This is a genomic window from Streptomyces sp. NPDC050485 (genome assembly GCF_044458185.1).
GTDB lineage: Bacteria > Actinomycetota > Actinomycetes > Streptomycetales > Streptomycetaceae > Streptomyces.
Window position 1 is genome coordinate 92,786 of record NZ_JBITHR010000015.1, and the last position, 25,908, is coordinate 118,693.

Genomic DNA, 25,908 nt, shown 5'->3' on the forward strand with positions numbered 1-25,908 from the left:
GAGTGGTCTTCTTCACTGACGGCGCACACTTACAGACACGGTGCGATTACCGTTGGTGAACATGAAGATCGCTTTCGTGGGGAAGGGCGGCAGCGGCAAGACCACGCTGTCCTCGCTCTTCATCCGCCACCTCACCGCCAACGAGGCCGCCGTCGTCGCGGTCGACGCAGACATCAACCAGCACCTCGGGGCCGCGCTCGGGCTCGACGAGGAGGAGGCCGCCGCGCTGCCCGCGATGGGCGCGCACCTTCCGCTCATCAAGGAGTACCTGCGCGGCACCAACCCACGGATCGCCTCCACCGAGACGATGATCAAGACGACACCGCCGGGCCAGGGCTCCCGGCTGCTGCGGGTGCGCGAGGCGAACCCGGTGTACGAGGCGTGCGCGCGCCGGGTCGTCCTGGACGACGGGGACATCCGGCTGATGGCGACCGGCCCGTTCACCGAGTCCGACCTGGGGGTCGCCTGCTACCACTCCAAGGTCGGCGCGGTCGAGCTCTGCCTGAACCACCTGGTGGACGGCGCGGACGAGTATGTCGTCGTGGACATGACGGCGGGCTCCGACTCGTTCGCCTCGGGCATGTTCACGCGCTTCGACATGACCTTCCTGGTGGCCGAGCCGACCAGGAAGGGCGTCTCGGTCTACCGCCAGTACAAGGAGTACGCCCGGGACTACGGGGTCGCCCTCAAGGTCGTCGGCAACAAGGTGCAGGGCCAGGACGACGTGGAGTTCCTGCGCGCGGAGGTCGGCGAGGACCTCCTGGTCACGATGGGCCACTCCGACTGGGTCCGCGCGATGGAGAAGGGCCGCCCGCCCCGCTTCGAGCTCCTGGAGGCCGACAACCGGCTCGCCCTGCAGGCGCTTCAGAACGCCGCGGACGACTCGTACGCCCACCGGGACTGGGAGCGCTACACGCGGCAGATGGTCCACTTCCACCTGAAGAACGCGGAGAGCTGGGGCAACGCGAAGACCGGGGCCGACCTGGCGGCGCAGGTCGACCCCGGGTTCGTGCTGAGCGAGCAGTTGGCCGCCGAGGTCAGTGAGCCGCAGCCTGCTTGATACCGGGCTGGGGCGCCGCGGGCTTGAGCGGTGCGACCGGCTTCGCCGGGGCCGCGGGCTGGGCGGCCTCCAGGGCTGCCCAGCCGCCCTTCGGGGCCTCGCCCACCTTGAGCATGCCGAACTTGGCGAGCACGGCCGGGTCCTGGGCGTCGAGCCAGTCGGCGAGCTGGCGGAACGAGACGCAGTGGACGTCGCGCTTCCCGCACACCGCCTTGATGGTGTCCTCGATCGCGCGCATATAGGTGCCGCCGTTCCAGGACTCGAAGTGGTTGCCGATGATGAGCGGGGCGCGGTTGCCGTCGTAGGAGCGGTCGAAGGCCTGGAGCAGGCCGTCGCGCATCTGGTTGCCCCAGTACTCGTGCTGATCGGCGTCACCGGCCTTCGCGTCGGACTGGTTCATGTAGAAGTTGTAGTCCATGGACAGGGTCTCGAAGCCCCGGCCCGGGATGGGCACCAGCTGCATCGACAGGTCCCAGATGCCGTTGGGGTTCTTCTTCGGCCACACCTGGTCGTTGACGCCGCTGGTGTCGTAGCGCCAGCCCAGTTCGCCCGCGGCCTTGACGAAGTTCTTCTGGCCCTCCAGGCAGGGGGTGCGGCCGCCCACGAGCTCCTTGTCGTAGTCGAAGGGGAGCGGCGCTTCTCCCTTCATTCCCGCGTTTGTCTTCCAGTTCTTCACAAAGGACTTGGCCTGGGCGATCTCGCTCTTCCACTCGGGCACCGACCAGGTGCCGACCCCGCCGTCGGGGCCGCAGTAGTGGCCGTTGAAGTGGGTGCCGATCTCGTTGCCCTCCTCCCACGCGGCGCGCAGCTGGGTGACGGTGTCCTTGATCCCCTTGAGGTCGTTGAAGCCGATGTCCGAGCGGCCCGGAGCGTGCTTGGGCGCGGTGTACAGGTTCGCCTTGTCCTCCGGGAGCATGTACACGCCGCTCAGGAAGTACGTCATGGTCGCGTTGTTCTCCTTGGCGACCTTCCGGAAGTGGGAGAAGAGCTGCTGGCTGTCCTCGCCGGCGCCGTCCCAGGAGAACACCACGAACTGCGGCGGCCGCTCCCCCGGTTTCAGCTTCAGGGGCTTGAGCAGGTGCGGCTGGAGTCCGGTGTACGCGGTGGAGCCGTCGCCGATGAGGTGTACGGCGCTCTTGGGGGCGGCGGCGCCCTGGCCGCCGGGGGCGCCCGGCTTGGTCTGGGCGGGGTCCGCGGAGCAGCCCGCGGCTCCGGCGGCCAGTGCCGCGGCGATGGCACCGACAGCGATCCTCTTCGTGGCGTGCGTGGCGTCGATCATCCGCCCACCTCTTCCTTGCGGTTATGTGCGTTGAATGCCGTCACGGCGCCGCAAAAGTCGCACGCACGGTCAGGGGGCGCAGTACGACAAGCCGAACGATAAGCTGATTATTCACCCTTGAGAGTGAATCATTGCCCTATTTGCCCCGCGTGTGAAGTGTTGACCTTTACTCTGCATTACGATTCATTTACCGAGTATTGAGAATCCCGCCACTGCACTGCCGTGACCCACGGCCGCGACCCACGTTCCGCGACCGCGCTGCCCCGGAGGAGACGGGAACCATGCCTGCCTGCCTACCCAGTCGCACCCAGCCCTCAGCTCGCACCCCCCGCTTCCGGCGACCCGCCGGCCCGTCTCCCTCGGGAGGCGGCCCCAGGCGTCGCCGCTTCACGGTCCCCGGCGCCGACCTCTCGGCGTCCATCACCGTCTTCCTGCTCGCCGTCCCGATGTCGCTCGGCCTCGCCGTCGCCATCGACGCACCGCTGGAGGCCGGCCTCATCGCCGCCGGCATCGGCGGAATCGTCGCCGGACTGCTCGGCGGCTCGCCCCTGCTCGTCAGCGGTCCGTCCGCCGGACTGACCGTGGTGTCGGCCGAGTTGATCCAGACCTACGGCTGGCGCACCACCTGTGCCATCACCGTGTGCGCGGGCCTGCTCCAAGTCGCCCTGGGTTCCCTGAAGACGGCGCGCTCCGCGCTCGCGGTCAGCCCCGCCATCGTGCACGGCACCCTCGCCGGCATCGGGGCCGCCATCGCACTCGCCCAGCTGCACATCGTCCTCGGCGGCTCCCCGCAGAGCTCGGCCGTCGACAACGCACTTGCCCTGCCGGGCCAGTTGGCCAGGGTCGGCCCCGCCGCGCCCCTCGTCGGCGCACTGACCATCGCCGTACTACTGTTGTGGCCGCGCATCCCCGGGCGTACCGGAAGGGCACTGCGCAGAGTCCCCGCCGCGCTCGCCTGTGTGGTGGTCGCCACCGGGGCCGCCGCGCTCGCCGCGCCGCGCATCGCCCGGGTCGTACTGCCCTCCTGGGACGCGCACGTCCTGCCCGAACTGCCGCACGGGCCGCTGCTCGGGCTCGCCACCGCGGTGCTCACGGTGACGCTGGTCGCCAGCCTGGAGTCGCTGCTCTCCGCGGTCGCCGTGGACAGACTGGCCGCCGAACGGCCGGGGTCGGCGCACCCGCCGCGCGCCGACCTCGACCGTGAGCTGCGCGGTCAGGGCATCGCCAACGCCCTCTCCGGGCTGCTCGGCGGCATGCCCGTCTCCGGCGGCGCGGTGCGCGGCAGCGCCAATGTGCGCGCGGGCGCCACCGGCCGCGCCTCGACCGTGCTGCACGGCGTGTGGGTGCTGCTCGCCGCCGGGCTGCTCGTCTCCGAACTGGAGTGGATCCCGCTGGCCGCGCTCGCCGCGCTGGTGATGATGGTCGGCATCCAGATGGTGAACTTCGCGCACATCCGCAACGTCCACAAGAACCGCGAATTCCTGGTTTACGTGGCGACCGTCGCCGGAGTGCTCGTCTTCGGCGTGCTCCAGGGGGTGGTCATCGGGATCGCGGTGGCCGTGGTCGTCGCGCTGCACCGGCTCGCCCGCACCCGGATCACCGCCCAGGAGGAGGCAGACGGCAGGTATCTGCTGTGCGTACGGGGGCAGTTGACGTTCCTGGCGGTGCCCCGGCTGACGCGGGCGCTTGCCCAGATGCCCCAAGGAGCCGAGGTCGTGGTCGAGTTGGACGGTTCGTTCATGGACCACGCCGCCTTCGAAGCGCTGCAGGGCTGGCAGGACGCGCACACCGCGCGCGGCGGCCTGATGCGGATCACGGGGCGGGCGGGGGCCGGGGTCGCCGCCGCGAAACGGGGAGCCCCGGGAGGAGCCGCCGAGCCCGTTTCCGCCGCGCACACCTGCTGCCGGCCCTGGACGCCGTGGCGCAACCACCACTGCCAGGAGCAGCCGTCGCAGCGCGCGCTCGGGCACCAACTGGCCAGCGGGCTCAGCTCGTTCCAGCGGAACACCGCCCCGCTGGTGCGCGACGAGCTGGCGCGGCTCGCGCGCGAGGGTCAGCGTCCTCACCAGCTCTTCATCACCTGCGCGGACTCCCGCCTGGTCACCAGCATGATCACCGCCAGTGGGCCGGGCGACCTGTTCACCGTGCGCAACGTCGGCAATCTGGTGCCCCCGCCGGGTGCCGAGGGCGCGGACGACTCGGTGGCGGCGGCGATCGAGTACGCGGTGGATGTGCTCCAGGTCGAGTCGATCACCGTCTGCGGGCACTCCGGCTGCGGCGCGATGCAGGCGCTGCTGAACAGCAGTCCGGGCGCGCCGATGACTCCGCTGCGCCGCTGGCTGCGGCACGGGATGCCGAGCCTGGAGCGGATGGCGAGCCGGCGGCACTCCTGGGCGCGGATCGCCGGGCGGCTGCCCGCCGACGCCGTGGAGCAGCTCTGCCTGACCAATGTCGTACAGCAGCTGGAGCATCTGCGGCGGCACGAATCGGTGGCGCGCGCGCTGGCCGAGGGCACCCTCGCCCTGCACGGCATGTACTTCCATGTCGGCGAGGCGCAGGCCTACTTGCTCGTCCCGGACGACGCGGCGGAGGTCTTCGAGGGGGTCGGCGGCACCGCCATGGAGGAATCGCCCGCCTGACCGGACGGGCGCCCCGCCGAGCCGCGTGTCCGAAAACGGCCGCCCGAACCGGCCCCGTCCCCCGCTCGTGAGAACGTATGGCCTCCCCTGTTGCAGGGGAGGCCATACCTGCGCCACGCCGATGACCAGGAGCCTCTACAGGTCTAAACCAATTCCCTGGAGACTCTTGTCACCCGGGCCCTGGCCTGATGAGCTATGGCCCGGGACACATAGGCACATAGGACGCCCTGGGAAAGGGAGATGTCGTGAGCAACGAAAGCCTGGCCAACCTGCTCAAGGAGGAGCGGCGGTTCGCGCCGCCCGCCGAGCTGGCCGCGAACGCCAACGTGACGGCGGAGGCGTACGAGCGGGCCGAGGCGGACAGGCTGGGCTTCTGGGCCGAGCAGGCCCGGCGCCTGACCTGGGACACCGAGCCGACCGAGACCCTCGACTGGTCGAACCCGCCCTTCGCGAAGTGGTTCGCCGACGGCAAGCTGAACGTCGCGTACAACTGCGTCGACCGGCACGTCGAGGCCGGTAACGGCGACCGGGTCGCCATCCACTTCGAGGGCGAGCCCGGCGACAGCCGCGCCCTCACCTATGCCGAGCTCAAGGACGAGGTGTCAAGGGCCGCCAACGCCCTTGTCGAGCTGGGGGTCCAGGCCGGAGACCGGGTCGCGGTGTATCTGCCGATGATCCCCGAGGCGGCCGTCGCGATGCTCGCCTGCGCCCGGATCGGCGCCGCGCACTCCGTCGTCTTCGGCGGCTTCTCGGCCGACGCCGTCGCCTCCCGCATCCAGGACGCCGACGCCAAACTGGTCATCACCGCCGACGGCGGCTACCGGCGCGGCAAGCCGTCCGCTCTGAAGCCCGCGATCGACGAGGCCGTCGCCAAGTGCCCCCAGGTCGAGCATGTGCTCGTCGTACGCCGCACGGGTCAGGACACCGCTTTCGACGACACCCGCGATGTGTGGTGGCACGACATCGTCGCCCGCCAGTCGGCAGAGCACACACCCACCGCCTTCGACGCCGAGCACCCACTGTTCATCCTCTACACCTCGGGTACGACGGGTAAGCCCAAGGGCATCCTGCACACCTCCGGCGGCTACCTCACCCAGGCCGCGTACACCCACAACGCGGTGTTCGACCTGAAGCCGGAGAGCGACGTCTACTGGTGCACCGCCGACATCGGCTGGGTCACCGGGCACTCGTACATCGTCTACGGGCCGCTCGCCAACGGCGCGACCCAGGTCATGTACGAGGGCACCCCGGACAGCCCGCACCAGGGGCGGTTCTGGGAGATCGTGCAGAAGTACGGCGTGACCATCCTCTACACCGCGCCGACCGCGATCCGTACGTTCATGAAGTGGGGCGACGACATCCCCGCCAAGTTCGACCTGTCGTCGCTGCGGGTCCTCGGCTCGGTCGGTGAGCCGATCAACCCCGAGGCGTGGATGTGGTACCGCAAGCACATCGGCGCCGACAAGTGCCCGATCGTGGACACCTGGTGGCAGACCGAGACCGGCGCGATGATGATCTCGCCGCTGCCCGGAGTCACCGAGACCAAGCCCGGTTCCGCCCAGCGCGCACTGCCGGGAATCTCCGCCACCGTCGTGGACGACGAGGCGCGCGAGGTGCCCAACGGCGGGGGCGGCTACCTGGTCCTGACCGAGCCGTGGCCGTCGATGCTGCGCACCATCTGGGGCGACGACCAGCGGTTCATCGACACCTACTGGTCCCGGTTCGAGGGCAAGTACTTCGCCGGCGACGGCGCCAAGAAGGACGACGACGGCGACATCTGGCTGCTCGGCCGGGTGGACGACGTGATGCTGGTGTCCGGCCACAACATCTCCACCACCGAGGTCGAGTCGGCGCTCGTCTCGCACCCGTCGGTCGCCGAGGCCGCCGTGGTCGGCGCGGCCGACGAGACGACCGGGCAGGCGATCGTGGCCTTCGTGATCCTGCGCGGCAGCGCCGCCGAGTCCGACGGCCTGGTGGAGGAGCTCCGCGCCCACGTGGGCTCGGCGCTCGGCCCGATCGCCAAGCCGAAGCGGGTGCTGCCGGTGGCTGAGCTGCCCAAGACCCGCTCGGGCAAGATCATGCGCCGGCTGCTCCGCGATGTCGCCGAGAACCGTGAGCTGGGCGATGTCACGACGCTCACCGACTCCTCGGTGATGGCCCTGATCCAGACCCAGCTGCCGACCGCGGCCAGCGAGGACTGAGCAGCGGAAGTACACCGACGAGGGGCCCGGCCGGGGTTGCGGCCGGGCCTCTTTTCGCGCGCCTTATGTCTGCTATGCCCCTAAAGTGATGATCACCGGATCCACCCCGACGCACACCAGTTCGTAAAGTTAGGTAAAGTAAGGAAAGCGTCAACGATGCGACAAGAAAGTCAGGTGCGCCGGGAAGTCTGGTCGGCAACGTGCTGAGTCATGCCCGCCGAACCGACCGGAGGTCGCCCTCGTGGCCATACCCACCCCCAGCAGCCGCAAGTTCCTCGGACGCCTCTCGCTCCCCGAGCGGAACTTCGTCGCGGACGCGCTGCGTGCCGAGACGGTCGGCGGCGTCCTGCTGCTGGTGGCCGCGATCATCGCCCTGATCTGGGCGAACACCTTCGGATCCAGCTACGAGTCGGTCCGCGGCTTCCATCTGGGGATCAGCTCCCTCGGGCTCGACCTCGCCCTTCAGCACTGGGCGGCCGACGGCCTGCTCGCGATCTTCTTCTTTGTCGCCGGCATCGAACTCAAACGTGAACTCGTCGCCGGAGAACTGCGCGACCCCAAGGCGGCGGCCCTGCCCGTGATCGCGGCGGTCTGCGGCATGGCCGTGCCCGCGCTCGTCTACACGCTGGTGAACGTCGTCGGCCACGGCGCTCTTGACGGCTGGGCCGTACCGACCGCTACGGACATCGCCTTCGCGCTCGCCGTCCTCGCGGTCATCGGCACCTCCCTGCCGTCCGCGCTCCGCGCCTTCCTGCTCACCCTCGCCGTCGTCGACGACCTCTTCGCGATCCTGATCATCGCCGTCTTCTTCACCAACAGCATCAATTTCGCCGCACTCGGCGGAGCCGTCCTCGGGCTCGCCGTCTTCTGGCTGCTGCTCAGGAAGGGCGTGCGCGGCTGGTACGTCTACATCCCGCTCGCGCTGGTCATCTGGGGGCTGATGTACAACAGCGGCGTCCACGCCACCATCGCCGGTGTCGCGATGGGCCTGATGCTCCGCTGCCACCGCTCCGACGGCGAGGAGCACTCCCCCGGCGAGCACATCGAGCACCTGGTGCGCCCGGTGTCGGCCGGGCTCGCGGTGCCGCTGTTCGCGCTCTTCTCGGCCGGCGTCTCCATCAGCGGCGGCGCGATCGCCGATGTCTTCACCCGGCCCGAGACGCTCGGTGTGGTGCTCGGCCTGGTCGTCGGCAAGGCCCTCGGCATCTTCGGCGGTACCTGGCTCGCCGCCCGCTTCACCAAGGCCGAGCTCAATGACGACCTGGCCTGGCCCGATGTCTTCGCCGTCGCCTCGCTCGCCGGGATCGGCTTCACGGTCTCGCTGCTCATCGGGGAGCTCGCCTTCACCGGCCAGAACAAGCTGGCCGACGAGGTCAAGGCGGCCGTCCTCATGGGCTCGCTGATAGCCGCCGTGCTGTCCTCCGTCCTGCTCAAGATGCGCGTGCGCAAGTACAAGGTGCTCGTCGAGGACGAGGAACGGGACGACGACCAGGACGGCATCCCCGACGTGTACGAGATGGACAAGCCGGACTACCACCTGCGGATGGCCGCGATCTATGAGAACAAGGCGGCCGAGCACCGCAGGCTGGCACAACTGGCGGGGGCGGGGCGCGACGACGGCGACAGTGCGACATGATCTGACCACGGCCCTGTTGGCCCTGTTGGACCCGTCGGTAACCGAGAAGAGAAGAGGGAGTCAGCGATGAGCGACCCCAGCCACAACGCCGGCAGCGCCGAGCGCAGCCTCGGCCAGCTGGTCGCCTCCGCGACCGCCGAGATGTCCGCGCTGGTGCACGACGAGATCGCGCTGGCCAAGGCCGAGCTGCGGCAGGACGTCAAGCGCGGGGCGATCGGTGGCCTCGCCATCAGTACGGCGGGCGTGTTCGTCCTGTTCTCCCTGCCGGTGCTGAGCTTCGCGGCGGCGTACGGAATCCACAATCTGGGGCTCGGGCTCGCCTGGTCGTTCCTGATCGTGGGCGGGGCGTTCCTGCTGCTCGCGGCGGTGCTCGGGCTGCTTGCCGTGGCCAAGTTCAAGAAGGTCAAGCCGCCGGAGAAGTCCATCGCGTCGGCCAAGGCGACGGCCGCCACCCTCCAGGGTGTGAAGCCGCATCCGCGCCCGGCCACCCTCCAGGGGACGGTCACCGACGCCGCCCCCGCTGTGGCACGCTCGTCTGCATGACCGCACCCGATCCCGGTACCGGAAGCCCTGGCGGCACCGGCAGCCCCGTCCGCATCGATGGTCCCTGGACCCATAGGGACGTGGCGGCCAACGGTGCGCGCTTCCACATCGCCGAACTCGGCGACGGGCCACTGGTGTTGCTCCTGCACGGCTTTCCGCAGTTCTGGTGGACCTGGCGCCATCAGCTGACCGCGCTGGCCGACGCCGGGTTCCGTGCGGTCGCGATGGACCTGCGCGGCGTGGGCGGCAGCGACCGCACCCCGCGCGGGTACGACCCGGCCAACCTCGCGCTCGACATCACCGGAGTCGTACGGTCGCTCGGCGAGCCCGACGCGGCCCTCGTCGGGCACGACCTGGGCGGCTACCTGGCGTGGACGGCAGCCGTGATGCGCCCCAAGCTGGTGCGCCGGCTCGTGGTGTCCTCGATGCCGCACCCCCGGCGCTGGCGCTCGGCGATGCTCGCCGACATGAAGCAGACCTCGGCCGGCTCCTACGTCTGGGGCTTCCAGCGGCCGTGGCTGCCGGAGCGCCAGCTGGTCGCGGACGAGGGCGCGTTGGTCGGCAGGCTCGTACGGGACTGGTCGGGCCCGCGCCAGCCCGAGGACGAGGCCGTGGAGACCTACCGGCGCGCCATGTGCATCCCCTCCACGGCGCACTGCTCGATCGAGCCGTACCGGTGGATGGTGCGGTCGATGGCGCGGCCCGACGGCATCCAGTTCAACCGGCGGATGAAGCGGCCGGTCCGGGTTCCGACGCTGCATCTGCACGGCTCGCTCGACCCGGTGATGCGGACCCGCAGCGCGGCGGGCTCCGGGGAGTACGTCGAAGCCCCGTACCGCTGGCGGCTGTTCGTCGGTCTGGGCCACTTCCCGCACGAGGAGGACCCGGTGGCGTTCTCGACCGAACTCGTCAACTGGCTGAAGGATCCTGAACCGGACCGCTGAGTTCCGGTGTCGCCGCGGGAACTGTTGTCCTACGAACAGCCAAATGCCTGGCGCATAGGCCAATTGGCCCCCTCTGGCGCGGTTACCGACCATGGGCCCCGGGCACACGTCGGGGTATGGGCTGGACGCACGACTACGGTGACGCAGCACGCAACCGCCGAACGGCCGCAGGGCCGGTCTCGTACGAGAGGGGCGGCCCGCAGGGGCAGGGGCTGCAACACCCCTCCCCCGACTCCCAGGAGGTGGGCATTCCGCGCATCCTGCGGCGCCGGGCCCGCTGGGTCTCGGCCCGGCTGCGGCATACGCGCACCTAGCCGTACCCGGCGGCGCATCCGGTTGCCGGCCGGGTAGTCGGCTAGTCGGCTCTGAGGTAGCCGAGGCCGGGGTGCACGCCCCGGTAGCCGTCCAGGAGCCTTCGGGCGACGTGGACGGAGTCGACCAGCGGATGCAGGGCGAAGGCCTTCACCGCCGCCCGCGCCGACCCGCTCTCGACCGCCTCCAGGACACACCGCTCGACCGCCTTCACCGCGCTGACCAGGCCTGCCTCATGGCCCGTCAGCTGTGAGACGGGCAGCGGGCGGGGGCCCGCGGCGTCGACGCGGCACGGGATCTCGATGACGGCCTGCTCGTCGAGCACGCGCAGCGAACTGCCGTTGCGCACGTTCAGGATGAGCGTCGCCACCTCGTTCCTCGCGATGGCCCGCATCAGGGCGAGCGCGACGGTCTCGTACCCGCCGGACTCCAGGTCGTCGGCCATGCGCTCACCGGCGCCCGCCACGTCCCGGTTCTTCGCCATGTACGTGGCCTCGCGCTCGGCTCTCGTACGGTCCCAGGCGGCCCACACCGACGCGTCGGGCACCGTCTCGGCCGTGGCGTAGAAGCGTGCCTGCTGGTCCCTGAGGAAGGCGCCGCGGGTCTGCTCGGCCTGCCGGTAGGCGGCCACCGCCTCGCGGTTGAAGTAGTAGTAGTGCAGGTACTCGTTGGGTACGCAGCCGAGCGAGCGCAGCCAGTCGGCGCCGAAGAGCTTGCCCTCCTCGAAGGAGGTCAGCAGTTCGTCACCCTGCTCGAACAGGCGCGGCAGAACGTTCTGCTCGCCGTCGTACAGGCCGTGCAGCCAGCCCAGGTGGTTGAGGCCCGCGTAGTCGAGACGCAGGGTCCCGGGGTCGGCGCCGACCGCGCGCGCGACCCGGCGGGCCAGGCCCACCGGCGAGTCGCAGATGCCGATGACCCGGTCGCCGAGGTGCTCGGCCATCGCCTCGGTGACCAGGCCCGCCGGGTTGGTGAAGTTGATGACCCAGGCCTCGGGGGCGAGTGCCCGGACCCTGCGGGCGATGTCGACGGCGACCGGCACGGTCCGCAGCCCGTAGGCGATGCCGCCCGCACCGACCGTCTCCTGGCCGAGCACGCCCTCGGCGAGCGCGATCCGCTCGTCGGCGGCCCGGCCCTCCAGACCGCCGACCCGGATCGCGGAGAACACGAAGTCCGTGCCGCGCAGCGCCTCGTCGAGATCGGTGGTGGTACGCACCCGGGGGGCGTCCTCGATTCCGTACCCCTGGTCGGCGAGCACCCGGCCCATCGCGTGCAGCCGGGCCGCGTCCAGGTCGTACAGGACCACCTCGGTGACACGCCCGGGCGCGTGGTCGCGCAGCAGGGCGCCGTACACCAGCGGGACGCGGAAGCCGCCGCCGCCGAGGATCGTCAGTCGCATCGGAGCCTTCTCGTCGGGGAGTCGTCAACGGGTCATAGGGCGCACTGCTGGCTGTCGACCTGCTGACTTGCGGTGCGGCCCTGGTGGATGTCGGCCTGGATCTCGCCGGCGGTCAGCGCGTATCCGGTGTCCGGATCGTCCAGCGACTTTGCGAAGACCACCCCGTACACCTTGCCCTCGGTGGTCAGCAGCGGGCCACCGGAGTTGCCGGGGCGGACCGTGGTGAACAGCGAGTAGACATCGCGGCGGACGGTGCCGCGGTGGTAGATGTCCGGGCCGTTGGCGCTGATCCGGCCGCGGATCCGGGCGGAGCGTACGTCGTACGGGTGGTCCTCGGGGAAGCCCGCGACGATCGCGCTGTTGCCGCTGTGGGCTTCGGCGGAGGTGAACTGGAGCGGGGGCGCCTTCAGATCCGGCACGTCAAGGACCGCGATGTCGCGGCGCCAGTCGTAGAGCACGACCTTGGCGTCGTACGTACGCCCCTGACCGCCTATCTGGATGGTCGGCTCGTCGACGCCGCCCACCACGTGCGCATTGGTCATGACGCGGCGGTCGGCGAAGACGAAGCCGGTGCCTTCGAGGCGCTTTCCGCAGCTCGGGGCCATGCCGACGACCTTGACGATGGACTTCTTGGCGGCGGCCGCGACCGGGCTGCCCACGAGCTTCGGGTCGGGCGCCTGGACGTCGGTGATCGACTCGTTCGAGAACGGGGTGAAGACCTGCGGGAAGCCGTTCTGCGCGAGGACCGAGGAGAAGTCGCTGAACCAGGTCGACGCCTGCTGGGGCATCACATTGGAGACGCCGAGCAGGATCTTGGAGCTGCGGACCTCCTTGCCCAGGGTCGGCAGCGCGGTCCCGGCGAGCGCGGAACCGATCAGCCACGCCACGAGCAGCATGGCCACGACGTTCACCAGGGCGCCACCGGTGGCGTCCACGGCTCTCGCGGGCGACCAAGTGATGTACCGGCGCAGCTTGTTGCCCAGATGTGTGGTGAAGGCCTGGCCCACGGAGGCGCAGACGATCACGATGACGACCGCGACGACGGCCGCTGTCGTCGAGACCTGGGACTCGTTGGTGATGTGGTCCCAGATGACCGGGAGCAGATACACGGCGATGAGGCCACCGCCGAGGAACCCGATCACCGACAGGATGCCGACGACGAAGCCCTGGCGGTAGCCGACGATCGCGAACCATACGGCGGCGACCAGCAACAGGATGTCCAGCACGTTCACGGGCCCCAGCCTGTCACGCGTGCCAGTCGAGCGGCACCTGCTTGGCGCGGTCCCACGGGCGCTCCCACCCCGCGTAGTGCACGATCCGGTCGATCACACCGGCCGTAAAGCCCCAGACGAGTGCCGATTCGACCAGGAATGCCGGACCTGTGTGGCCGCGTGGGTGGACCGCGGTCGCCCGGTTGGCCGGGTCCGTGAGATCCGCCACGGGCACCGTGAAGACGCGGGCCGTCTCGCCGCTGTCGACCGCCCGTACCGGGGTCGGCTCGCGCCACCAGCCGAGGACGGGCGTCACCACGAAGCCGCTCACCGGGATGTAGAGCCTGGGCAGCACACCGAAGAGCTGGACGCCGGCCGGATCGAGGCCGGTCTCCTCCTCGGCCTCGCGCAGGGCGGCCCGCAGCGGTCCCGTGGTGCGCGGGTCGCCGTCCTCGGGGTCGAGGGCACCGCCGGGGAAGGAGGGCTGGCCGCCGTGCGAACGGAGCTGGCTCGCCCGCTCCATGAGGAGCAGCTCGGGGCCACGGGGACCGTCGCCGAAAAGCACGAGCACTGCGGACTGCCGCCCGTCCCCGCTGTCCGGCGGCAGAAACCGACTCATCTGCTCGGGCGCGACGGCCTCCGCGGCCCGCGCGACGGGAGCCAGCCACTCGGGAAGGCCTTGGGTGGTGACGGTGGGGGTGGGCGCCGCATCGCCGCGGGCGGCGGGGGTGGGAGGCGCCGCTTGGCCGCGGGCGGCGGGGGTGGGAGGCGCCGCATCGCCGCGGGCAGCGGGAGTGGGGGGCGCCGCTTGGCTGCGGGCGGTGGGGGTGGCTTGGCTCGTGCTCGGGCGGCCTGCGGCTTGGGCAGCTTGGCCCGTGTCGGGGACGCCTGCGGCCTGGGCAGCTTGGCCGCCGCCGGGGCGGCCTGCCGTTTGGTCGGCTCGGCCCGTGCTGGGGGGCCGGGCAGCGGCTTGGGCGGCTTGGCCTGTGCCGGGGGGCCGGGCGGCGCCAAGCCCCTGGCTCGTACCGGGGCGGTCAGGGGCTTGGGTGGGAGCCTCTATGCCGTTCGTGCCGCGACCCGGCTGCGCCTCGCCGCCGGTTCGGCTCGCGCCCGGGGCGTGGCCTGAGCCACCGACATGGGCGCTCAGGGCGCCGGCGTGGCCGCTCAGGGCGTTACGGCTCCCGGTGTGGCCACCGGCGGGCTCCGTACGGCTGCTCGGGCCGCCGGTGCGGCCCTGCGCGTCGATGCCGCCGAGATCGCCGTCGTACGTCTCGCTCGCGTGCGTCATATGCACCCCCGTCATTCATCGTCCACAACGCCCGCGGCCGTCACATTCGTTCCGGCCGGCCGGAAGCGTCCGTCTTCCGGGTGACGTCAGCCTGCTCCCAGCGGGGGCGCGGGCAGCCCCGGGTAGTCCGGCGGCGGGTTCAGCCGCTGGCCCGGGAAGCCGCCCTTCTCGTACTTCAGGAGCTTCCGCGCCTTCTCGGGATCGGTCTCGCCCTCGCCGTACGACGGGCAGAGCGGGGCGATCGGACAGGCACCGCAGGCAGGCTTGCGGGCGTGGCAGATGCGGCGGCCGTGGAAGACGACCCGGTGCGAGAGCATCGTCCAGTCGCTCTTGGGGAAGATCGCGCAGATCTCCGCCTCGACCTTCTCCGGGTCCTCCTGCTCGGTCCACTTGAAGCGGCGCACCAGCCTGCCGAAGTGGGTGTCGACAGTGATCCCAGGGACCCCAAAAGCATTACCAAGCACAACATTTGCGGTCTTTCGCCCAACTCCCGGCAACTTGACCAGATCCTCCAGACGGCCGGGCACCTCGCCCCCGAACTCGTCCCTGACGGCCACGGCGATCCCCATGATCGACTTGGTCTTTGCCCGGAAGAACCCGGTGGGCCGGATGATCTGCTCGACCTCTTCGGGGTTCGCCGCGGCGAGGTCCTCGGGGGTCGGGTACGCGGCGAACAGTGCGGGCGTCGTCTGGTTGACCCTCAGGTCTGTGGTCTGCGCGGACAGGACGGTCGCGAGGAGCAGCTCGAACGGATTACGGAAGTCCAGTTCGGGATGGGCGTACGGGTAGACCTCGGCGAGCTCGCGATTGATGCGGCGAGCCCGGCGGATCATCGCGAGCCGGGACTCGGGCTTGGAACCGGCGGTCTTGCCCTGGGCCCCGCCCTTGCCCTGGGCGGTCATGCCGCCCTGGACCTTGGGGCCGCCCTTTGCCCGAGTGCCGGGCGCCTTCTTCGGGGGCGCCGCATCCGAGGCGGCGGCCTTCTTGGCGGCGGTCCCCCTGGTGGCGGCGGTCTTGTCAGCGGCCCCCTCGGCGGCGGCACTCTTCTTGGCGGCGGGCTTCACCGCGGCAGCCTCCCTGGTCGGCTTCGCCGACGTATCGGCCCGCGTCGTATCGGCCCGTGTCGAGGAGGCGGCCTTCGTGGCCCGCGCGGCCCTCTTCACGGGTTCTTTCGGCTTGGACGCGGGCTGTTCGCCCACAGCGGAATCGTTCTCTGCGGACACTCTTCCAGCCCCCCTGGCCTGCGCTCTCACCGGCGAATTGGACACCCGGCCAGCCTAAAGCCCGGCACCGACATCCGCCCCGACCACAGCGAATCAGCGCCCCAATCGGCCCCCTGGCTCACGGTCCGGCACTCCAGTACGTCATCCTTGTGATTGATCGCACTGTTTAGACCGTCCGGCAAAATGGGGAGCACGCTCCCCTGATACCGGTCGACAAGGAGAGATTCGTGGACGACGTTCTGCGGCGCGCCCCGCTCTTCGCGGCGCTCGATGACGAGCAGGCCGCGGAGCTCCGCGCCTCGATGAGTGAGGTGACGCTCGCCCGCGGCGACGCCCTCTTCCACGAGGGCGACCCCGGCGACCGCCTGTACGTGGTCACCGAGGGCAAGGTAAAGCTGCACCGCACCTCACCCGACGGCCGCGAGAACATGCTGGCGGTCCTCGGCCCCGGCGAGCTCATCGGCGAGCTGTCCCTGTTCGACCCGGGCCCGCGCACCGCCACCGCGACCGCGCTGACCGAGGTCAAGCTGCTCGGCCTCGGCCACGGCGACCTGCAGCCGTGGCTGAACGCGCGCCCGGAGGTGGCCACCGCACTGCTGCGGGCCGTCGCCCGCCGACTGCGCAAGACCAACGACCAGATGTCCGACCTGGTCTTCTCCGACGTGCCGGGCCGGGTCGCCCGCGCGCTCCTCGACCTGTCGCGCCGCTTCGGCGTGCAGTCCGAGGAGGGCATCCACGTCGTCCACGACCTCACGCAGGAAGAGCTGGCCCAGTTGGTCGGCGCCTCCCGCGAGACGGTCAACAAGGCACTGGCCGACTTCGCCCAGCGCGGCTGGCTGCGCCTGGAGGCCCGAGCGGTGATCCTGCTGGACGTGGAGCGGCTGGCGAAGCGCTCGCGCTGAGCGCCTTCGATTCGCACGCCGCACACGGCATGCCGTAACGCCTGAGGGGCTGGTCTCGTCCGAGACCGGCCCCTTTCGCATGGACGCGGACGAGTGGCCGGGTAGCGGACGAGTGGTTGCGACGCGGACGAGCGGCCAGGAGAGCCGGACGAGTGGTTGCGACGCGGACAAGTAGCTGGGAAACGAGCGGCCCGGAAGCAGACGAGTAGCCGGGAAGCGGACGAGCGGCCGGGAACCGGCGCGCAGTCGGGGCCCTTGCGCACCACCGTCCCGGGTGGGGCGGGCAGTTGAAAAACCCGGGCGGCCGGGAACCCCGCGGCGAGCCGGGGCGTTCTCGAGATGTACACCGAAGATCCCGGGCCGTGACCCGCCGCCAAACACCTCACGGCCCACGGGGGGCCAAGTCCCAAGCCCCCGCGTCCGTACGAGAGTTGAGGCCTACCTCACCCAACTCTCCTCTACAGACAGGGCAATTAACGCCGTCGTCGGCACCAGGCGACACGCGACGCATGACGCTGCACCAACTGACGTCATGTCAGATAAGGCCGTGCTCGCGCAGGTACTCGAGCTGCGCGCGCACCGAGAGCTCGGCGGCCGGCCACAGCGACCGGTCGACGTCCGAGTAGACCAGGGCCACCACCTGCGCCGCCGTGACGTGGCCGTTCTCCACCGCCGTCTCCACCTGGGCAAGCCGGTGCGCGCGGTGGGCCAGATAGAACTCGACGGCGCCCTGGGCGTCGTCGAGCACCGGACCGTGCCCCGGCAGCACCGTGTGCACACCGTCGTCAACAGTCAGCGAACGCAACCTGCGAAGGGAGTCGAGATAGTCGCCCAGGCGGCCGTCGGGATGGGCCACGACGGTCGTACCGCGCCCGAGGACCGTGTCGCCCGTCAGGACCGCCCGGTCGGCGGGCAGATGGAAGCAGAGTGAGTCCGCGGTGTGGCCGGGGGTTGGCACCACCCTCAGCTCCAGGCCGCCGGTGGTGATGACATCGCCCGCCGCGAGGCCCTCGTCACCCAGGCGCAAGGCCGGATCCAGGGCGCGCACAGGGGTACGGGTCAGCTCGGCGAAGCGGGCCGCGCCCTCGGCGTGGTCGGGATGCCCGTGGGTGAGCAGGGTGAGCGCGACCCGCTTGCCCGCCTGACCGGCCGTCTCGATGACGTGCTTGAGGTGCACGTCGTCGAGCGGCCCGGGGTCGATGACGACGGCCAAGTCGGAATCGGGCTCGGCGACGATCCAGGTGTTGGTGCCGTCCAGGGTCATCGCGGAAGCGTTGGGTGCGAGGACATTGATCGCGCGGTCGGTGGCAGGGCCCGAAAGGACCCCGCCGCGCGGCTGCCCGGGAAGAGCGGAGGCATCACTCATACGGCACCTCCGGGGGTGGCGATGTCGGTGGTCACCGGGGCGGACCACCCCGGCACGGCCAGGGCCACCGGGGCGCGCCCCACGGGACCGGGCGAGGCGGGTCCGAGGGGACGGCGCCTCGGGAGGGCGCCGGTCGCAAGGTCGCCCCGCGCAAGGTCTCGCCACGCGAGGTCGCCCCTAGCAAGGTCGGCGGCACGCGCGAGGGCGCCTCGGATGAGGTCTCCCCACGCGCGGTAGGCGACGGTGTCGGCGGGACGGATCATCAGGCGCCGCCCCCCGCCGGGATGTGTTTGGTGAACTCGTCGTGGCCCGGCCAGCTCAGGACGAGTTCACCGGACTCGGTCAGTCGGGCCCGGGCGAGGACCGGGGTCAGATCGCGGCCGGCCGACCCAGCGAGGGCCTCGGCGGCAGTGGCGTACGGAAGGAGATCACGCAGGGTGGAAACGGTCGGGGGCATCATCAGGAGTTCGCCCTTGTCGTAGCCGGCGGCGGCTTCGGCAGGGCGGATCCAGACGGTGCGGTCGGCCTCGGTCGAGGCGTTCCGGGTGACCTGGCCCACGGGGAGCGCGGCGACGAAGAACCAGGTGTCGTACCGCTTGGGCTCGAATTCGGGGGTGATCCAGCGAGCCCAGGCACCGAGCAGATCGGAGCGGAGCACAAGGCCACGGCGGTCCAGGAACTCGGCGAAGCTCAGGTCGCGGGCGACCAGGGCCTGGCGGTCGGCCTCCCAGTCGTCGCCGGTGGTGTCGCCGACGACGGTGGCGGGGTCGGGGCCCGCGAGGAGGACGCCCGCCTCCTCGTAGGTCTCGCGGACCGCGGCGCAGACGATGGCCTGGGCGGAGGCGGGGTCCGTGCCGAGGCGTTCGGCCCACGTCTCGCGGGTCGGGCCCGCCCAGCCGAGCTGGGCGTCCTCGGCATCGCGGGGGTCCACGCCGCCGCCCGGGTACGCATACGCGCCTCCGGCGAAGGCCATGGAGGCGCGTCTGCGCAGCATGTGCACGGCGGGGCCGTCCGTGCCCGCCCCGTCCCTGAGCAGCATCACGGTGGCGGCCCGCCGCGGTGCCACCGCGGTGAGCTCACCGGCGGCGAGGGCGCGGATGCGGTCCGGCCACTCCGGCGGGTACCACTGACCATTGGGCATGGGCGGATGCTACGGGGTGACGTGCGGATGTTCGAGGGGGTGCGTGTAGGTGACACGCCTTTGTCACGCAGCGCCGGGCGGACCCACGAGGGTGGTGCGTGCTCCACGCCACCCCCGGCCCCGCCAGGGCCAGCCCCCGCCCTCGCCGTCAGCGAGCGGCGCGGCGACGACACCGGGCGCTCGCCGTCGCGTACGGCGCGTAGCTCGCGCCGGTCGACGCCGTCCCACGAGGCTGGTGCGTACCCCACACGCCGCCCCCCGGCCCCGCCAGGGCCAGCTTCGTCGGCCCACGAGGCTGGTGCATGCTCCACGCCACCCCCGGCCCCACCTGGGGCGGGCACAAGCCGTCACGGGCCCGAGCCAGAGCACGAGCTCGGCTCAGAGCCCGGCCCCTGCCGACAGTGCGGCGGATCGCCACCGGCGGCCCGCCACCCGTCAGTCCTCTCAGTCCTCGACGAGCTCCACCTGGATTTCGACCTCGACCGGGGCGTCGAGAGGGAGCACCGTGACGCCCACCGCGCTGCGGGCGTGGACGCCCTTGTCGCCGAGGACGGCGCCGAGGAGTTCGCTGGCGCCGTTGATGACGCCGGGCTGGCCGGTGAAGTCGGGGGCAGAGGCCACGAAGCCGACGACCTTCACGACGCGCGCGATGCGGTCCAGGTCGCCCGCGACGGACTTGACCGCGGCGAGGGCGTTGAGAGCGCAGGTGGCGGCCAGTTTCTTGGCCTCCTCGGCGGTGACCTCGGCGCCGACCTTGCCGGTGACGGGCAGCTTGCCGTCCACCATCGGGAGCTGGCCGGCGGTGTACACGTACACACCGGACCGCACGGCGGGCTGGTACGCGGCGAGCGGGGGGACGACTGACGGCAGGGTCAGGCCCAGTTCGGCGAGCTTGGCTTCGACGGCGCTCATGCCTGCTTCTCCCGCTTCAGGTAGGCCACCAGCTGCTCGGGGTTGTTCGGACCGGGGACGACCTGGACCAGCTCCCAGCCGTCCTCGCCCCAGGTGTCCAGAATCTGCTTGGTCGCGTGCACGAGAAGGGGCACGGTCGCGTATTCCCACTTGGTCATGGGCCCGACTGTAGCCGCTGCCCGCCGCCCCCTCGCGCGGACGCCTTACCCGGACCACATGCGTAGGCCGCGGGCGGACTGGTTAGGCTCGAAGGTGTGAGCAGGCTCCAGGTCGTCAGCGGCAAGGGCGGTACCGGCAAGACCACGGTCGCCGCAGCACTCGCGCTCGCCCTCGCGACCGAGGGCAGGCGCACCCTCCTCGTAGAGGTCGAGGGCAGGCAGGGCATCGCGCAGCTCTTCGAGACGGAAGCCTTTCCGTACGAGGAGCGGAAGATCGCCGTCGCGCCCGGTGGCGGCGAGGTGTACGCGCTGGCCATCGACGCGGAACGCGCGCTGCTCGACTACCTCCAGATGTTCTACAAACTGGGCGGCGCGGGCCGGGCGCTGAAGAAGCTCGGCGCCATCGACTTCGCCACCACCATCGCACCCGGCGTCCGGGACGTGCTCCTCACCGGCAAGGCCTGCGAGGCGGTGCGCCGCAAGAGCAAGCAGGGGGCGTACGCGTACGACTACGTCGTGATGGACGCGCCGCCCACCGGGCGCATCACCCGCTTCCTGAACGTGAACGACGAGGTGGCCGGGCTCGCGAAGATCGGGCCGATACACAATCAGGCCCAGGCCGTCATGCGGGTCCTCAAGTCACCTGAAACCGCAGTGCACTTGGTGACGCTGCTGGAGGAAATGCCCGTACAGGAGACCGTCGACGGGATCGCCGAGCTGCGCGGCGCCGAGCTGCCGACGGGCAAGGTCATCGTGAACATGGTCCGGCCGCACGTGCTTGACGAGGCGGCGGTGCGCGGGGTCACCGGCGACCGGCGCAAGGAGGTCGCCAAGACGCTGACGCGCGCCGGGGTGACCGGTTCGGCGAAGCTGGTGACGCCGCTGCTTGAGCAGGCCGCCGAGCATGCCGAGCGGGTGGAACTGGAGCGTGAACAGCGGGCGGTGCTCAGCGAGTTGGGGCTGCCGACGTACGAACTGCCGCTGATCGGCGAGGAAATGGATCTGGCCGGGCTCTACCGCCTGGCCACGGAACTGCGCGAGCTCGGGGTGGGTGAGTGACTTTGGACGCGGCCGAGCCGCTGGCGATCGATCCGCTGCTGGACGATCCGGGTACCCGCATCATCGTGTGCTGCGGCTCGGGCGGGGTGGGTAAGACAACTACCGCTGCCGCACTGGGAGTTCGGGCCGCCGAGCGCGGCCGGAAGGTCGTGGTGCTCACCATCGACCCGGCCCGCAGGCTCGCCCAGTCCATGGGCATCGACTCGCTGGACAACACCCCGCGCCGGGTCAAGGGCGTGGAGGGTGAGGGCGAGCTGCACGCCATGATGCTCGACATGAAGCGGACCTTCGACGAGATCGTCGAGGCGCACGCGGATCCCGACCGGGCCAAGGCGATCCTGATGAACCCCTTCTACCAGTCCCTGTCGGCCGGTTTCGCGGGCACGCAGGAGTACATGGCGATGGAGAAGCTGGGGCAGCTGCGGGCCAGGGACGAGTGGGACCTGATCGTGGTCGACACCCCGCCGTCGCGTTCCGCGCTCGATTTCCTGGACGCACCGAAGCGGCTGGGCTCGTTCCTCGACGGCAAGTTCATCAAGCTGCTGATGGCGCCGGCGAAGATGGGCGGCCGGGCGGGGATGAAGTTCCTCAATGTCGGCATGTCGATGATGACCGGCACCCTGGGCAAGCTGCTCGGGGGGCAACTGCTGCGTGACGTACAGACCTTCGTGGCGGCCATGGACACGATGTTCGGCGGGTTCCGGACCCGGGCCGACGCCACCTACCGGCTCCTGCAGGCGCCGGGCACCGCGTTCCTCGTGGTGGCCGCGCCCGAACGGGACGCGCTGCGCGAGGCCGCGTACTTCGTGGAGCGACTGGCGGCCGACGACATGCCGCTGGCCGGGCTCGTACTCAACCGCGTGCACGGAAGCGCGGCCGCCCGGCTCTCGGCCGAGCGCGCTCTCGCGGCGGCGGAGAGCCTGGAGGAACGGAGCGTGGAGGAACCGAGCTTGGACGAGCTGCCGGACGCGGCGGACGTGCCCGACGACGCTTCGGACACCACCTCGGGGGTACTCGACGCCTCGGACACCACCTCGGACGTGTCCGAAACCCCGGACGCCACTCCGGACAGCAGGCGCACAGAAAATCTTGACGGACGTCGCATTGTGGATCAGGAGGCCGGGAAGGCTGGAGGTCGTGGCTCCAGCGATTCCTCTCCCGAAGCTGCCGAGTCACCGGACACCAAGGCTCCCGAGCCTGCCAACACCCCTGGCGCTGACGGGAATTGTGAGGATTCGGTCGAGCGGCTGACCGCCGGACTGCTGCGGCTGCACGCCGAACGGATGCAGGTGCTCGCCCGCGAACAGCGCACGCGCGACCGCTTCACCGCGCTCCACCCCGAGGTCGCGGTGGCCGAAGTGGCCGCCCTGCCCGGTGATGTGCACGACCTCGTGGGGCTCCGGACCATCGGGGACCGGCTCGCGGCCGGTGGTCACCCGGCCGGAGCTGCCTGATCCCTCGACCTCGTCAGCCCACCGCCGCGTACGCCTCTTCTCCGAAGGAATGCCGGTAGTCGTAGACGGCTTCCTCCTCCGCGCACACGGGCAGGATGCCCGTACTGCGCTCGTACTCGGTGCGCGCGGTCTCCAGAAGACGGCGCCAAGAGGTGACGGTGGGGCGCCTGCGCAGCAACGCGCGCCGCTCCCGCTCCGTCATCCCGCCCCACACGCCGAATTCGACGCGGTTGTCGAGCGCGTCCGCCAGGCACTCGGTCCGCACCGGGCAACCGGTGCACACCGCCTTGGCCCTGTTCTGCGCTGCACCCTGTACAAACAGTTCATCCGGATCGGTAGTGCGGCAGGCTGCCTGCGCACTCCAGTCGGTTACCCAGCCCATACCGGCGCCGTCCTCTCCCGAATCGAGGCTCCCCCACGGCGGCAGCGGCATATTCACCGCTGCCAGTTGAGGACGTTACGGAAGGTGGGCACAGCGCAACACCCCCGGCGTGCCCAATCTTGAATGGCCCGAACGGACTATGCGTACGCGGCAGATCACCCAACGGAGTGAGCCGAGGACATGCGTGATGAAACCGAAATAACGGGACGCACCGGCTGAGCCAGAACGGACGCCCGATGACGCATGAGGCGCAATCGGACACCAACAAGGTTGATTCCCACCGGATTCGGGAACGGTGGAACACCTCTGCGCACGCCCGAGGTCTTGATGCGCAACCGCACAGCTGTGACAGTTGAGGGCAGCTTAGGCCAGAGCCTTGAGCCGTGTCCGGCGATTGAGAACGTAGGCTGCCCCCATGGCAAAGAAGCGTTCGGGCGCAGGCCTGACCGGGACCCAGCAGGCCGCCAAGTTCCTGGGCGTGAGCGTCCTTGCGGGAGCCGTGCTCGCGGGGATCGCCCTGCCGGCGGCCGGTGCGCTGGGGCTCGCGGCCAAGGGAACGGTCGACGGATTCGCCGAGATCCCGGCCAATCTGAAGACCCCGCCGCTGAGCCAGCGCACCACGATCCTCGACAACAAGGGCGGCACGATCGCCCAGGTCTACTCGCGCGACCGCACCGTGGTGCCGCTCGCCGACATCTCCCCGTACATGCAGAAGGCGATCGTCGCGATCGAGGACTCGCGCTTCTACGAGCACGGCGCGATCGACCTCAAGGGCGTGCTGCGCGCGATGAACAAGAACGCGACGAGCGGCGGCGTCGCCCAGGGCGCGTCCACCCTCACCCAGCAGTACGTGAAGAACGTCTTCGTCGAGGAGGCCGGCGACGACCCCGACAAGGTCGCCGAGGCCACCCAGCAGACGATCGGCCGCAAGGTCAAGGAGCTCAAGTACGCGATCCAGGTCGAGCAGGAGCTCGGCAAGAAGAAGATCCTGGAGAACTACCTCAACATCACGTTCTTCGGGCAGCAGGCGTACGGCGTCGAGGCCGCCGCCCAGCGCTACTTCTCCAAGCCGGCCAAGGACCTGACGCTTGACGAGTCGGCGATGCTCGCCGGAATCGTGCAGTCGCCCAGCCGGTACGACCCCGTCAATGACGCCCAGGAAGCGAAGAAGCGCCGCAACACGGTGCTCCAGCGGATGGTCGACATGAAGGACATCTCGCAGGCCGAGGCCGACCAGGCCAAGGAAGCGCCGATCAAGCTGGACGTCAGCAAACCGAAGAACGGCTGCATCACCGCCGTCGACGGTGCGGGCTTCTTCTGCGACTACGTGCGCGAGGTGTTCCTGTCCGACCCGGTCTTCGGCAAGACGAAGGAGGAGCGGGCCAAGCTCTGGAACCGGGGCGGGCTCACCGTCCAGACCACCCTCGACCCGCAGGCGCAGAAGTCGACGCAGGAGTCGATCAAGAACCACGTCTACCAGAAGGACAGCGTCGCGACGGCGGTCACGCTGGTCCAGCCCGGCAGCGGCAAGGTCCTGGCGATGGGTCAGTCCAAGCCGTACGGCTTCGGGGACAACGAGACCCAGATCAACTTCTCGGTCAACCGCCAGATGGGTGGTTCCAACTACGGCTTCCCGGTCGGCTCGACCTTCAAGCCGTTCCTGGCCGCGGCCGCGATCGAGGGGGGCAAGCCGCCGACCCAGCAGTACCCGTCCCCGTACGACATGGACTACCCGGCGACCGTCCAGACGTGCAGCGGCAAGCCGTGGGTGAACGACCCGAAGAACCCGGCGCACCTGGAGAACGAGAACGAGAACGAGGTCGGCCCGTTCGCGCTGAAGGACGCGATGGCCAAGTCGGTCAACACGTACTTCGTGCAGATGCTCGGCGACATCGGCATGTGCCCGGTCTCGCAGATGACCGACAAGCTGCACGTCTTCCAGGGCAACGGCGAGAAGCTGCCCATGGTGCCCTCGGCGCTGACCCTCGGCTCCACCGGCATGTCGCCGCTGACGATGGCCTCCGCATACGCCGCCTTCGCCAACCGGGGCACGTACTGCACCCCCATCGCCATCGAGTCCATCAAGAAGGGGGACGGCTCGTCGCTGCCGGTGCCGAAGACCTCCTGCTCGCAGGCAATGTCGCAGAACACCGCGGACAGCATCAACACGCTGCTGCGCGGAGTGATCGACTCCGGTACCGGTCAGGAGGCCGGGCTCAAGGACCGCGACAACGCGGGCAAGACGGGTACCACCGACGCCCGCAAGAACGCCTGGTTCGTCGGCTACACCTCGAACCTGTCGGCCGCAGTCTGGGTCGGCAGCCCGTCGCAGCGCGTCGAGATGAACAACATCACCATCGGCGGCCAGTTCCAGGAGCAGGTGTACGGCGGCCAGGTCCCCGGACCCATCTGGCGGGACGCGATGACCGGCGCCCTGCAGGGCCAGACCTCGGCGCCCTTCACCACCGTCAACATCCCCGACGGCCCCCAGAAGCCGGGCGCCCCCGCGACCGGCACGCCCGGCACGCCCGGCAACAACGACAAGAGCAAGAACAAGCACAAGCCGAAGCCGGGCGGCGACAACAAGCCCCCGGCCCCGGGCGGCTCCCCGTTCCCCGGCATCTCCATCCCGCCGGACCTGATCGGCGGCAACGACGGCGGCTGGCCGCAGTAGCGGGGCGTACGCACGGGGGCCCTGGGCACGTGGGCGTGGGCCACAGAGGTCGCGGGCACGTGCCGCGCGCCATGGGCCGTACGGCACGCGCATAGGCCGTACGCACATGGGCCGCACCCAGCCGGGCC

The 25,908-nt window shown here is 70.4% G+C and carries 22 protein-coding genes; 11 read left to right on the top strand and 11 right to left on the bottom strand.

Going from position 1 to position 25,908, the window contains the following annotated elements:
* The first annotated feature begins 61 nt into the window (after positions 1-61).
* A complete protein-coding gene (locus ACIBK6_RS27615) occupies positions 62-1,060 on the top strand; it encodes an ATP-binding protein (protein WP_399054076.1) in 999 nt (332 codons plus the stop codon).
* Here the strand turns inward: ACIBK6_RS27615 and ACIBK6_RS27620 are convergent.
* Complete coding sequence (locus ACIBK6_RS27620; protein ID WP_399054077.1) at positions 1,038-2,339, bottom strand: hypothetical protein; 1,302 nt, start codon at positions 2,337-2,339, stop codon at positions 1,038-1,040. The genes ACIBK6_RS27615 and ACIBK6_RS27620 overlap by 23 nt on opposite strands.
* Before the next feature lie 281 nt (positions 2,340-2,620).
* On the opposite strand from ACIBK6_RS27620, the gene ACIBK6_RS27625 reads away from it, so the two are divergent.
* The 6 genes from ACIBK6_RS27625 (at position 2,621) to ACIBK6_RS27650 (ending at position 10,616) form a co-directional block, all read left to right on the top strand.
* Positions 2,621-4,978 (top strand): bifunctional SulP family inorganic anion transporter/carbonic anhydrase, encoded by a 2,358-nt coding sequence (locus tag ACIBK6_RS27625; protein WP_399054078.1) that lies wholly within the window; start codon positions 2,621-2,623, stop codon positions 4,976-4,978.
* A gap of 245 nt (positions 4,979-5,223) precedes the next feature.
* Complete coding sequence (acs, locus tag ACIBK6_RS27630) at positions 5,224-7,179, top strand: acetate--CoA ligase (RefSeq protein WP_399054079.1); 1,956 nt, start codon at positions 5,224-5,226, stop codon at positions 7,177-7,179.
* A gap of 241 nt (positions 7,180-7,420) precedes the next feature.
* A complete protein-coding gene (gene nhaA / locus ACIBK6_RS27635; protein WP_399054080.1) occupies positions 7,421-8,815 on the top strand; it encodes a Na+/H+ antiporter NhaA in 1,395 nt (464 codons plus the stop codon).
* A gap of 66 nt (positions 8,816-8,881) precedes the next feature.
* Positions 8,882-9,358 carry a phage holin family protein gene (locus ACIBK6_RS27640; RefSeq protein WP_399054081.1) on the top strand — a complete coding sequence of 159 codons (477 nt, stop codon included), beginning with the start codon at positions 8,882-8,884 and terminating at the stop codon, positions 9,356-9,358.
* The gene (locus ACIBK6_RS27645) at positions 9,355-10,302 is read left to right on the top strand and encodes an alpha/beta fold hydrolase (RefSeq protein WP_399054082.1); all 948 of its coding nucleotides are present in this window, start codon (positions 9,355-9,357) and stop codon (positions 10,300-10,302) included. The genes ACIBK6_RS27640 and ACIBK6_RS27645 overlap by 4 nt, the downstream gene beginning before the upstream one ends.
* Positions 10,303-10,418: 116 nt before the next feature.
* Positions 10,419-10,616, top strand: coding sequence for a hypothetical protein (locus ACIBK6_RS27650; protein WP_261714600.1), 198 nt, complete (start codon positions 10,419-10,421; stop codon positions 10,614-10,616).
* A 41-nt stretch (positions 10,617-10,657) separates the two neighbouring features.
* On the opposite strand, the gene ACIBK6_RS27655 is transcribed toward ACIBK6_RS27650, so the two are convergent.
* The 4 genes from ACIBK6_RS27655 to nth form a co-directional block, all read right to left on the bottom strand.
* Positions 10,658-12,010, bottom strand: a complete 1,353-nt coding sequence (locus tag ACIBK6_RS27655; RefSeq protein WP_399054083.1) for a 6-phospho-beta-glucosidase — start codon at positions 12,008-12,010, stop codon at positions 10,658-10,660.
* Between the two features lie 32 nt (positions 12,011-12,042).
* The gene (locus ACIBK6_RS27660; RefSeq protein WP_399054084.1) at positions 12,043-13,242 is read right to left on the bottom strand and encodes a MarP family serine protease; all 1,200 of its coding nucleotides are present in this window, start codon (positions 13,240-13,242) and stop codon (positions 12,043-12,045) included.
* 13 nt (positions 13,243-13,255) lie between these two features.
* A complete protein-coding gene (locus tag ACIBK6_RS27665; RefSeq protein WP_399054197.1) occupies positions 13,256-13,885 on the bottom strand; it encodes an NUDIX hydrolase in 630 nt (209 codons plus the stop codon).
* 710 nt (positions 13,886-14,595) lie between these two features.
* Positions 14,596-15,708 carry an endonuclease III gene (gene nth / locus ACIBK6_RS27670; RefSeq protein ID WP_399054085.1) on the bottom strand — a complete coding sequence of 371 codons (1,113 nt, stop codon included), beginning with the start codon at positions 15,706-15,708 and terminating at the stop codon, positions 14,596-14,598.
* 251 nt (positions 15,709-15,959) lie between these two features.
* Here nth and ACIBK6_RS27675 point away from each other — a divergent pair, with 251 nt between their 5' ends.
* Complete coding sequence (locus ACIBK6_RS27675; protein WP_017947815.1) at positions 15,960-16,634, top strand: Crp/Fnr family transcriptional regulator; 675 nt, start codon at positions 15,960-15,962, stop codon at positions 16,632-16,634.
* Between the two features lie 535 nt (positions 16,635-17,169).
* Here the strand turns inward: ACIBK6_RS27675 and ACIBK6_RS27680 are convergent.
* From ACIBK6_RS27680 to ACIBK6_RS27700, 5 genes are all read right to left on the bottom strand, one after another.
* Positions 17,170-18,000 carry an MBL fold metallo-hydrolase gene (locus tag ACIBK6_RS27680; RefSeq protein WP_399054086.1) on the bottom strand — a complete coding sequence of 277 codons (831 nt, stop codon included), beginning with the start codon at positions 17,998-18,000 and terminating at the stop codon, positions 17,170-17,172.
* A complete protein-coding gene (locus ACIBK6_RS27685) occupies positions 17,997-18,263 on the bottom strand; it encodes a hypothetical protein (RefSeq protein ID WP_399054087.1) in 267 nt (88 codons plus the stop codon). The genes ACIBK6_RS27680 and ACIBK6_RS27685 overlap by 4 nt, the downstream gene beginning before the upstream one ends.
* Positions 18,263-19,141 (bottom strand): NUDIX hydrolase, encoded by an 879-nt coding sequence (locus ACIBK6_RS27690; protein ID WP_399054088.1) that lies wholly within the window; start codon positions 19,139-19,141, stop codon positions 18,263-18,265. Before ACIBK6_RS27690 ends, ACIBK6_RS27685 begins: the two co-directional genes overlap by 1 nt.
* A gap of 444 nt (positions 19,142-19,585) precedes the next feature.
* Positions 19,586-20,053: a RidA family protein gene (locus ACIBK6_RS27695; protein WP_399054089.1), complete on the bottom strand. Its 468-nt coding sequence runs from the start codon at positions 20,051-20,053 to the stop codon at positions 19,586-19,588.
* On the bottom strand, positions 20,050-20,211 hold the full coding sequence (locus ACIBK6_RS27700) for a DUF4177 domain-containing protein (protein ID WP_003975360.1): 162 nt from the start codon (positions 20,209-20,211) through the stop codon (positions 20,050-20,052). The genes ACIBK6_RS27695 and ACIBK6_RS27700 overlap by 4 nt, the downstream gene beginning before the upstream one ends.
* A 96-nt stretch (positions 20,212-20,307) precedes the next feature.
* On the opposite strand from ACIBK6_RS27700, the gene ACIBK6_RS27705 reads away from it, so the two are divergent.
* Complete coding sequence (locus tag ACIBK6_RS27705; protein ID WP_399054090.1) at positions 20,308-21,270, top strand: ArsA family ATPase; 963 nt, start codon at positions 20,308-20,310, stop codon at positions 21,268-21,270.
* Positions 21,267-22,724, top strand: a complete 1,458-nt coding sequence (locus ACIBK6_RS27710) for an ArsA family ATPase (protein WP_399054091.1) — start codon at positions 21,267-21,269, stop codon at positions 22,722-22,724. The genes ACIBK6_RS27705 and ACIBK6_RS27710 overlap by 4 nt, the downstream gene beginning before the upstream one ends.
* A 13-nt stretch (positions 22,725-22,737) precedes the next feature.
* Here the strand turns inward: ACIBK6_RS27710 and ACIBK6_RS27715 are convergent, their stop codons facing one another.
* Positions 22,738-23,106 (bottom strand): WhiB family transcriptional regulator, encoded by a 369-nt coding sequence (locus tag ACIBK6_RS27715; RefSeq protein ID WP_399054092.1) that lies wholly within the window; start codon positions 23,104-23,106, stop codon positions 22,738-22,740.
* 415 nt (positions 23,107-23,521) lie between these two features.
* On the opposite strand from ACIBK6_RS27715, the gene ACIBK6_RS27720 reads away from it, so the two are divergent.
* A complete protein-coding gene (locus ACIBK6_RS27720) occupies positions 23,522-25,780 on the top strand; it encodes a transglycosylase domain-containing protein (protein ID WP_399054093.1) in 2,259 nt (752 codons plus the stop codon).
* The last annotated feature ends 128 nt before the right edge of the window (positions 25,781-25,908 follow it).

Excerpts from the sequence above, each read along its gene's own strand:
- ACIBK6_RS27655 (WP_399054083.1), bottom strand. The coding sequence starts at position 12,010 with ATGCGACTGACGATCCTCGGCGGCGGCGGCTTCCGCGTCCCGCTGGTG.
- ACIBK6_RS27625 (WP_399054078.1), top strand. The coding sequence starts at position 2,621 with ATGCCTGCCTGCCTACCCAGTCGCACCCAGCCCTCAGCTCGCACCCCC.
- ACIBK6_RS27680 (WP_399054086.1), bottom strand. The coding sequence starts at position 18,000 with ATGAGTGATGCCTCCGCTCTTCCCGGGCAGCCGCGCGGCGGGGTCCTT.
- ACIBK6_RS27620 (WP_399054077.1), bottom strand. The coding sequence starts at position 2,339 with ATGATCGACGCCACGCACGCCACGAAGAGGATCGCTGTCGGTGCCATC.
- ACIBK6_RS27650 (WP_261714600.1), top strand. The coding sequence starts at position 10,419 with ATGGGCTGGACGCACGACTACGGTGACGCAGCACGCAACCGCCGAACG.
- ACIBK6_RS27615 (WP_399054076.1), top strand. The coding sequence starts at position 62 with ATGAAGATCGCTTTCGTGGGGAAGGGCGGCAGCGGCAAGACCACGCTG.
- ACIBK6_RS27640 (WP_399054081.1), top strand. The coding sequence starts at position 8,882 with ATGAGCGACCCCAGCCACAACGCCGGCAGCGCCGAGCGCAGCCTCGGC.
- ACIBK6_RS27700 (WP_003975360.1), bottom strand. The coding sequence starts at position 20,211 with ATGACCAAGTGGGAATACGCGACCGTGCCCCTTCTCGTGCACGCGACC.
- ACIBK6_RS27685 (WP_399054087.1), bottom strand. The coding sequence starts at position 18,263 with ATGATCCGTCCCGCCGACACCGTCGCCTACCGCGCGTGGGGAGACCTC.
- ACIBK6_RS27695 (WP_399054089.1), bottom strand. The coding sequence starts at position 20,053 with ATGAGCGCCGTCGAAGCCAAGCTCGCCGAACTGGGCCTGACCCTGCCG.
- ACIBK6_RS27715 (WP_399054092.1), bottom strand. The coding sequence starts at position 23,106 with ATGGGCTGGGTAACCGACTGGAGTGCGCAGGCAGCCTGCCGCACTACC.
- ACIBK6_RS27645 (WP_399054082.1), top strand. The coding sequence starts at position 9,355 with ATGACCGCACCCGATCCCGGTACCGGAAGCCCTGGCGGCACCGGCAGC.
- ACIBK6_RS27690 (WP_399054088.1), bottom strand. The coding sequence starts at position 19,141 with ATGCCCAATGGTCAGTGGTACCCGCCGGAGTGGCCGGACCGCATCCGC.
- ACIBK6_RS27720 (WP_399054093.1), top strand. The coding sequence starts at position 23,522 with ATGGCAAAGAAGCGTTCGGGCGCAGGCCTGACCGGGACCCAGCAGGCC.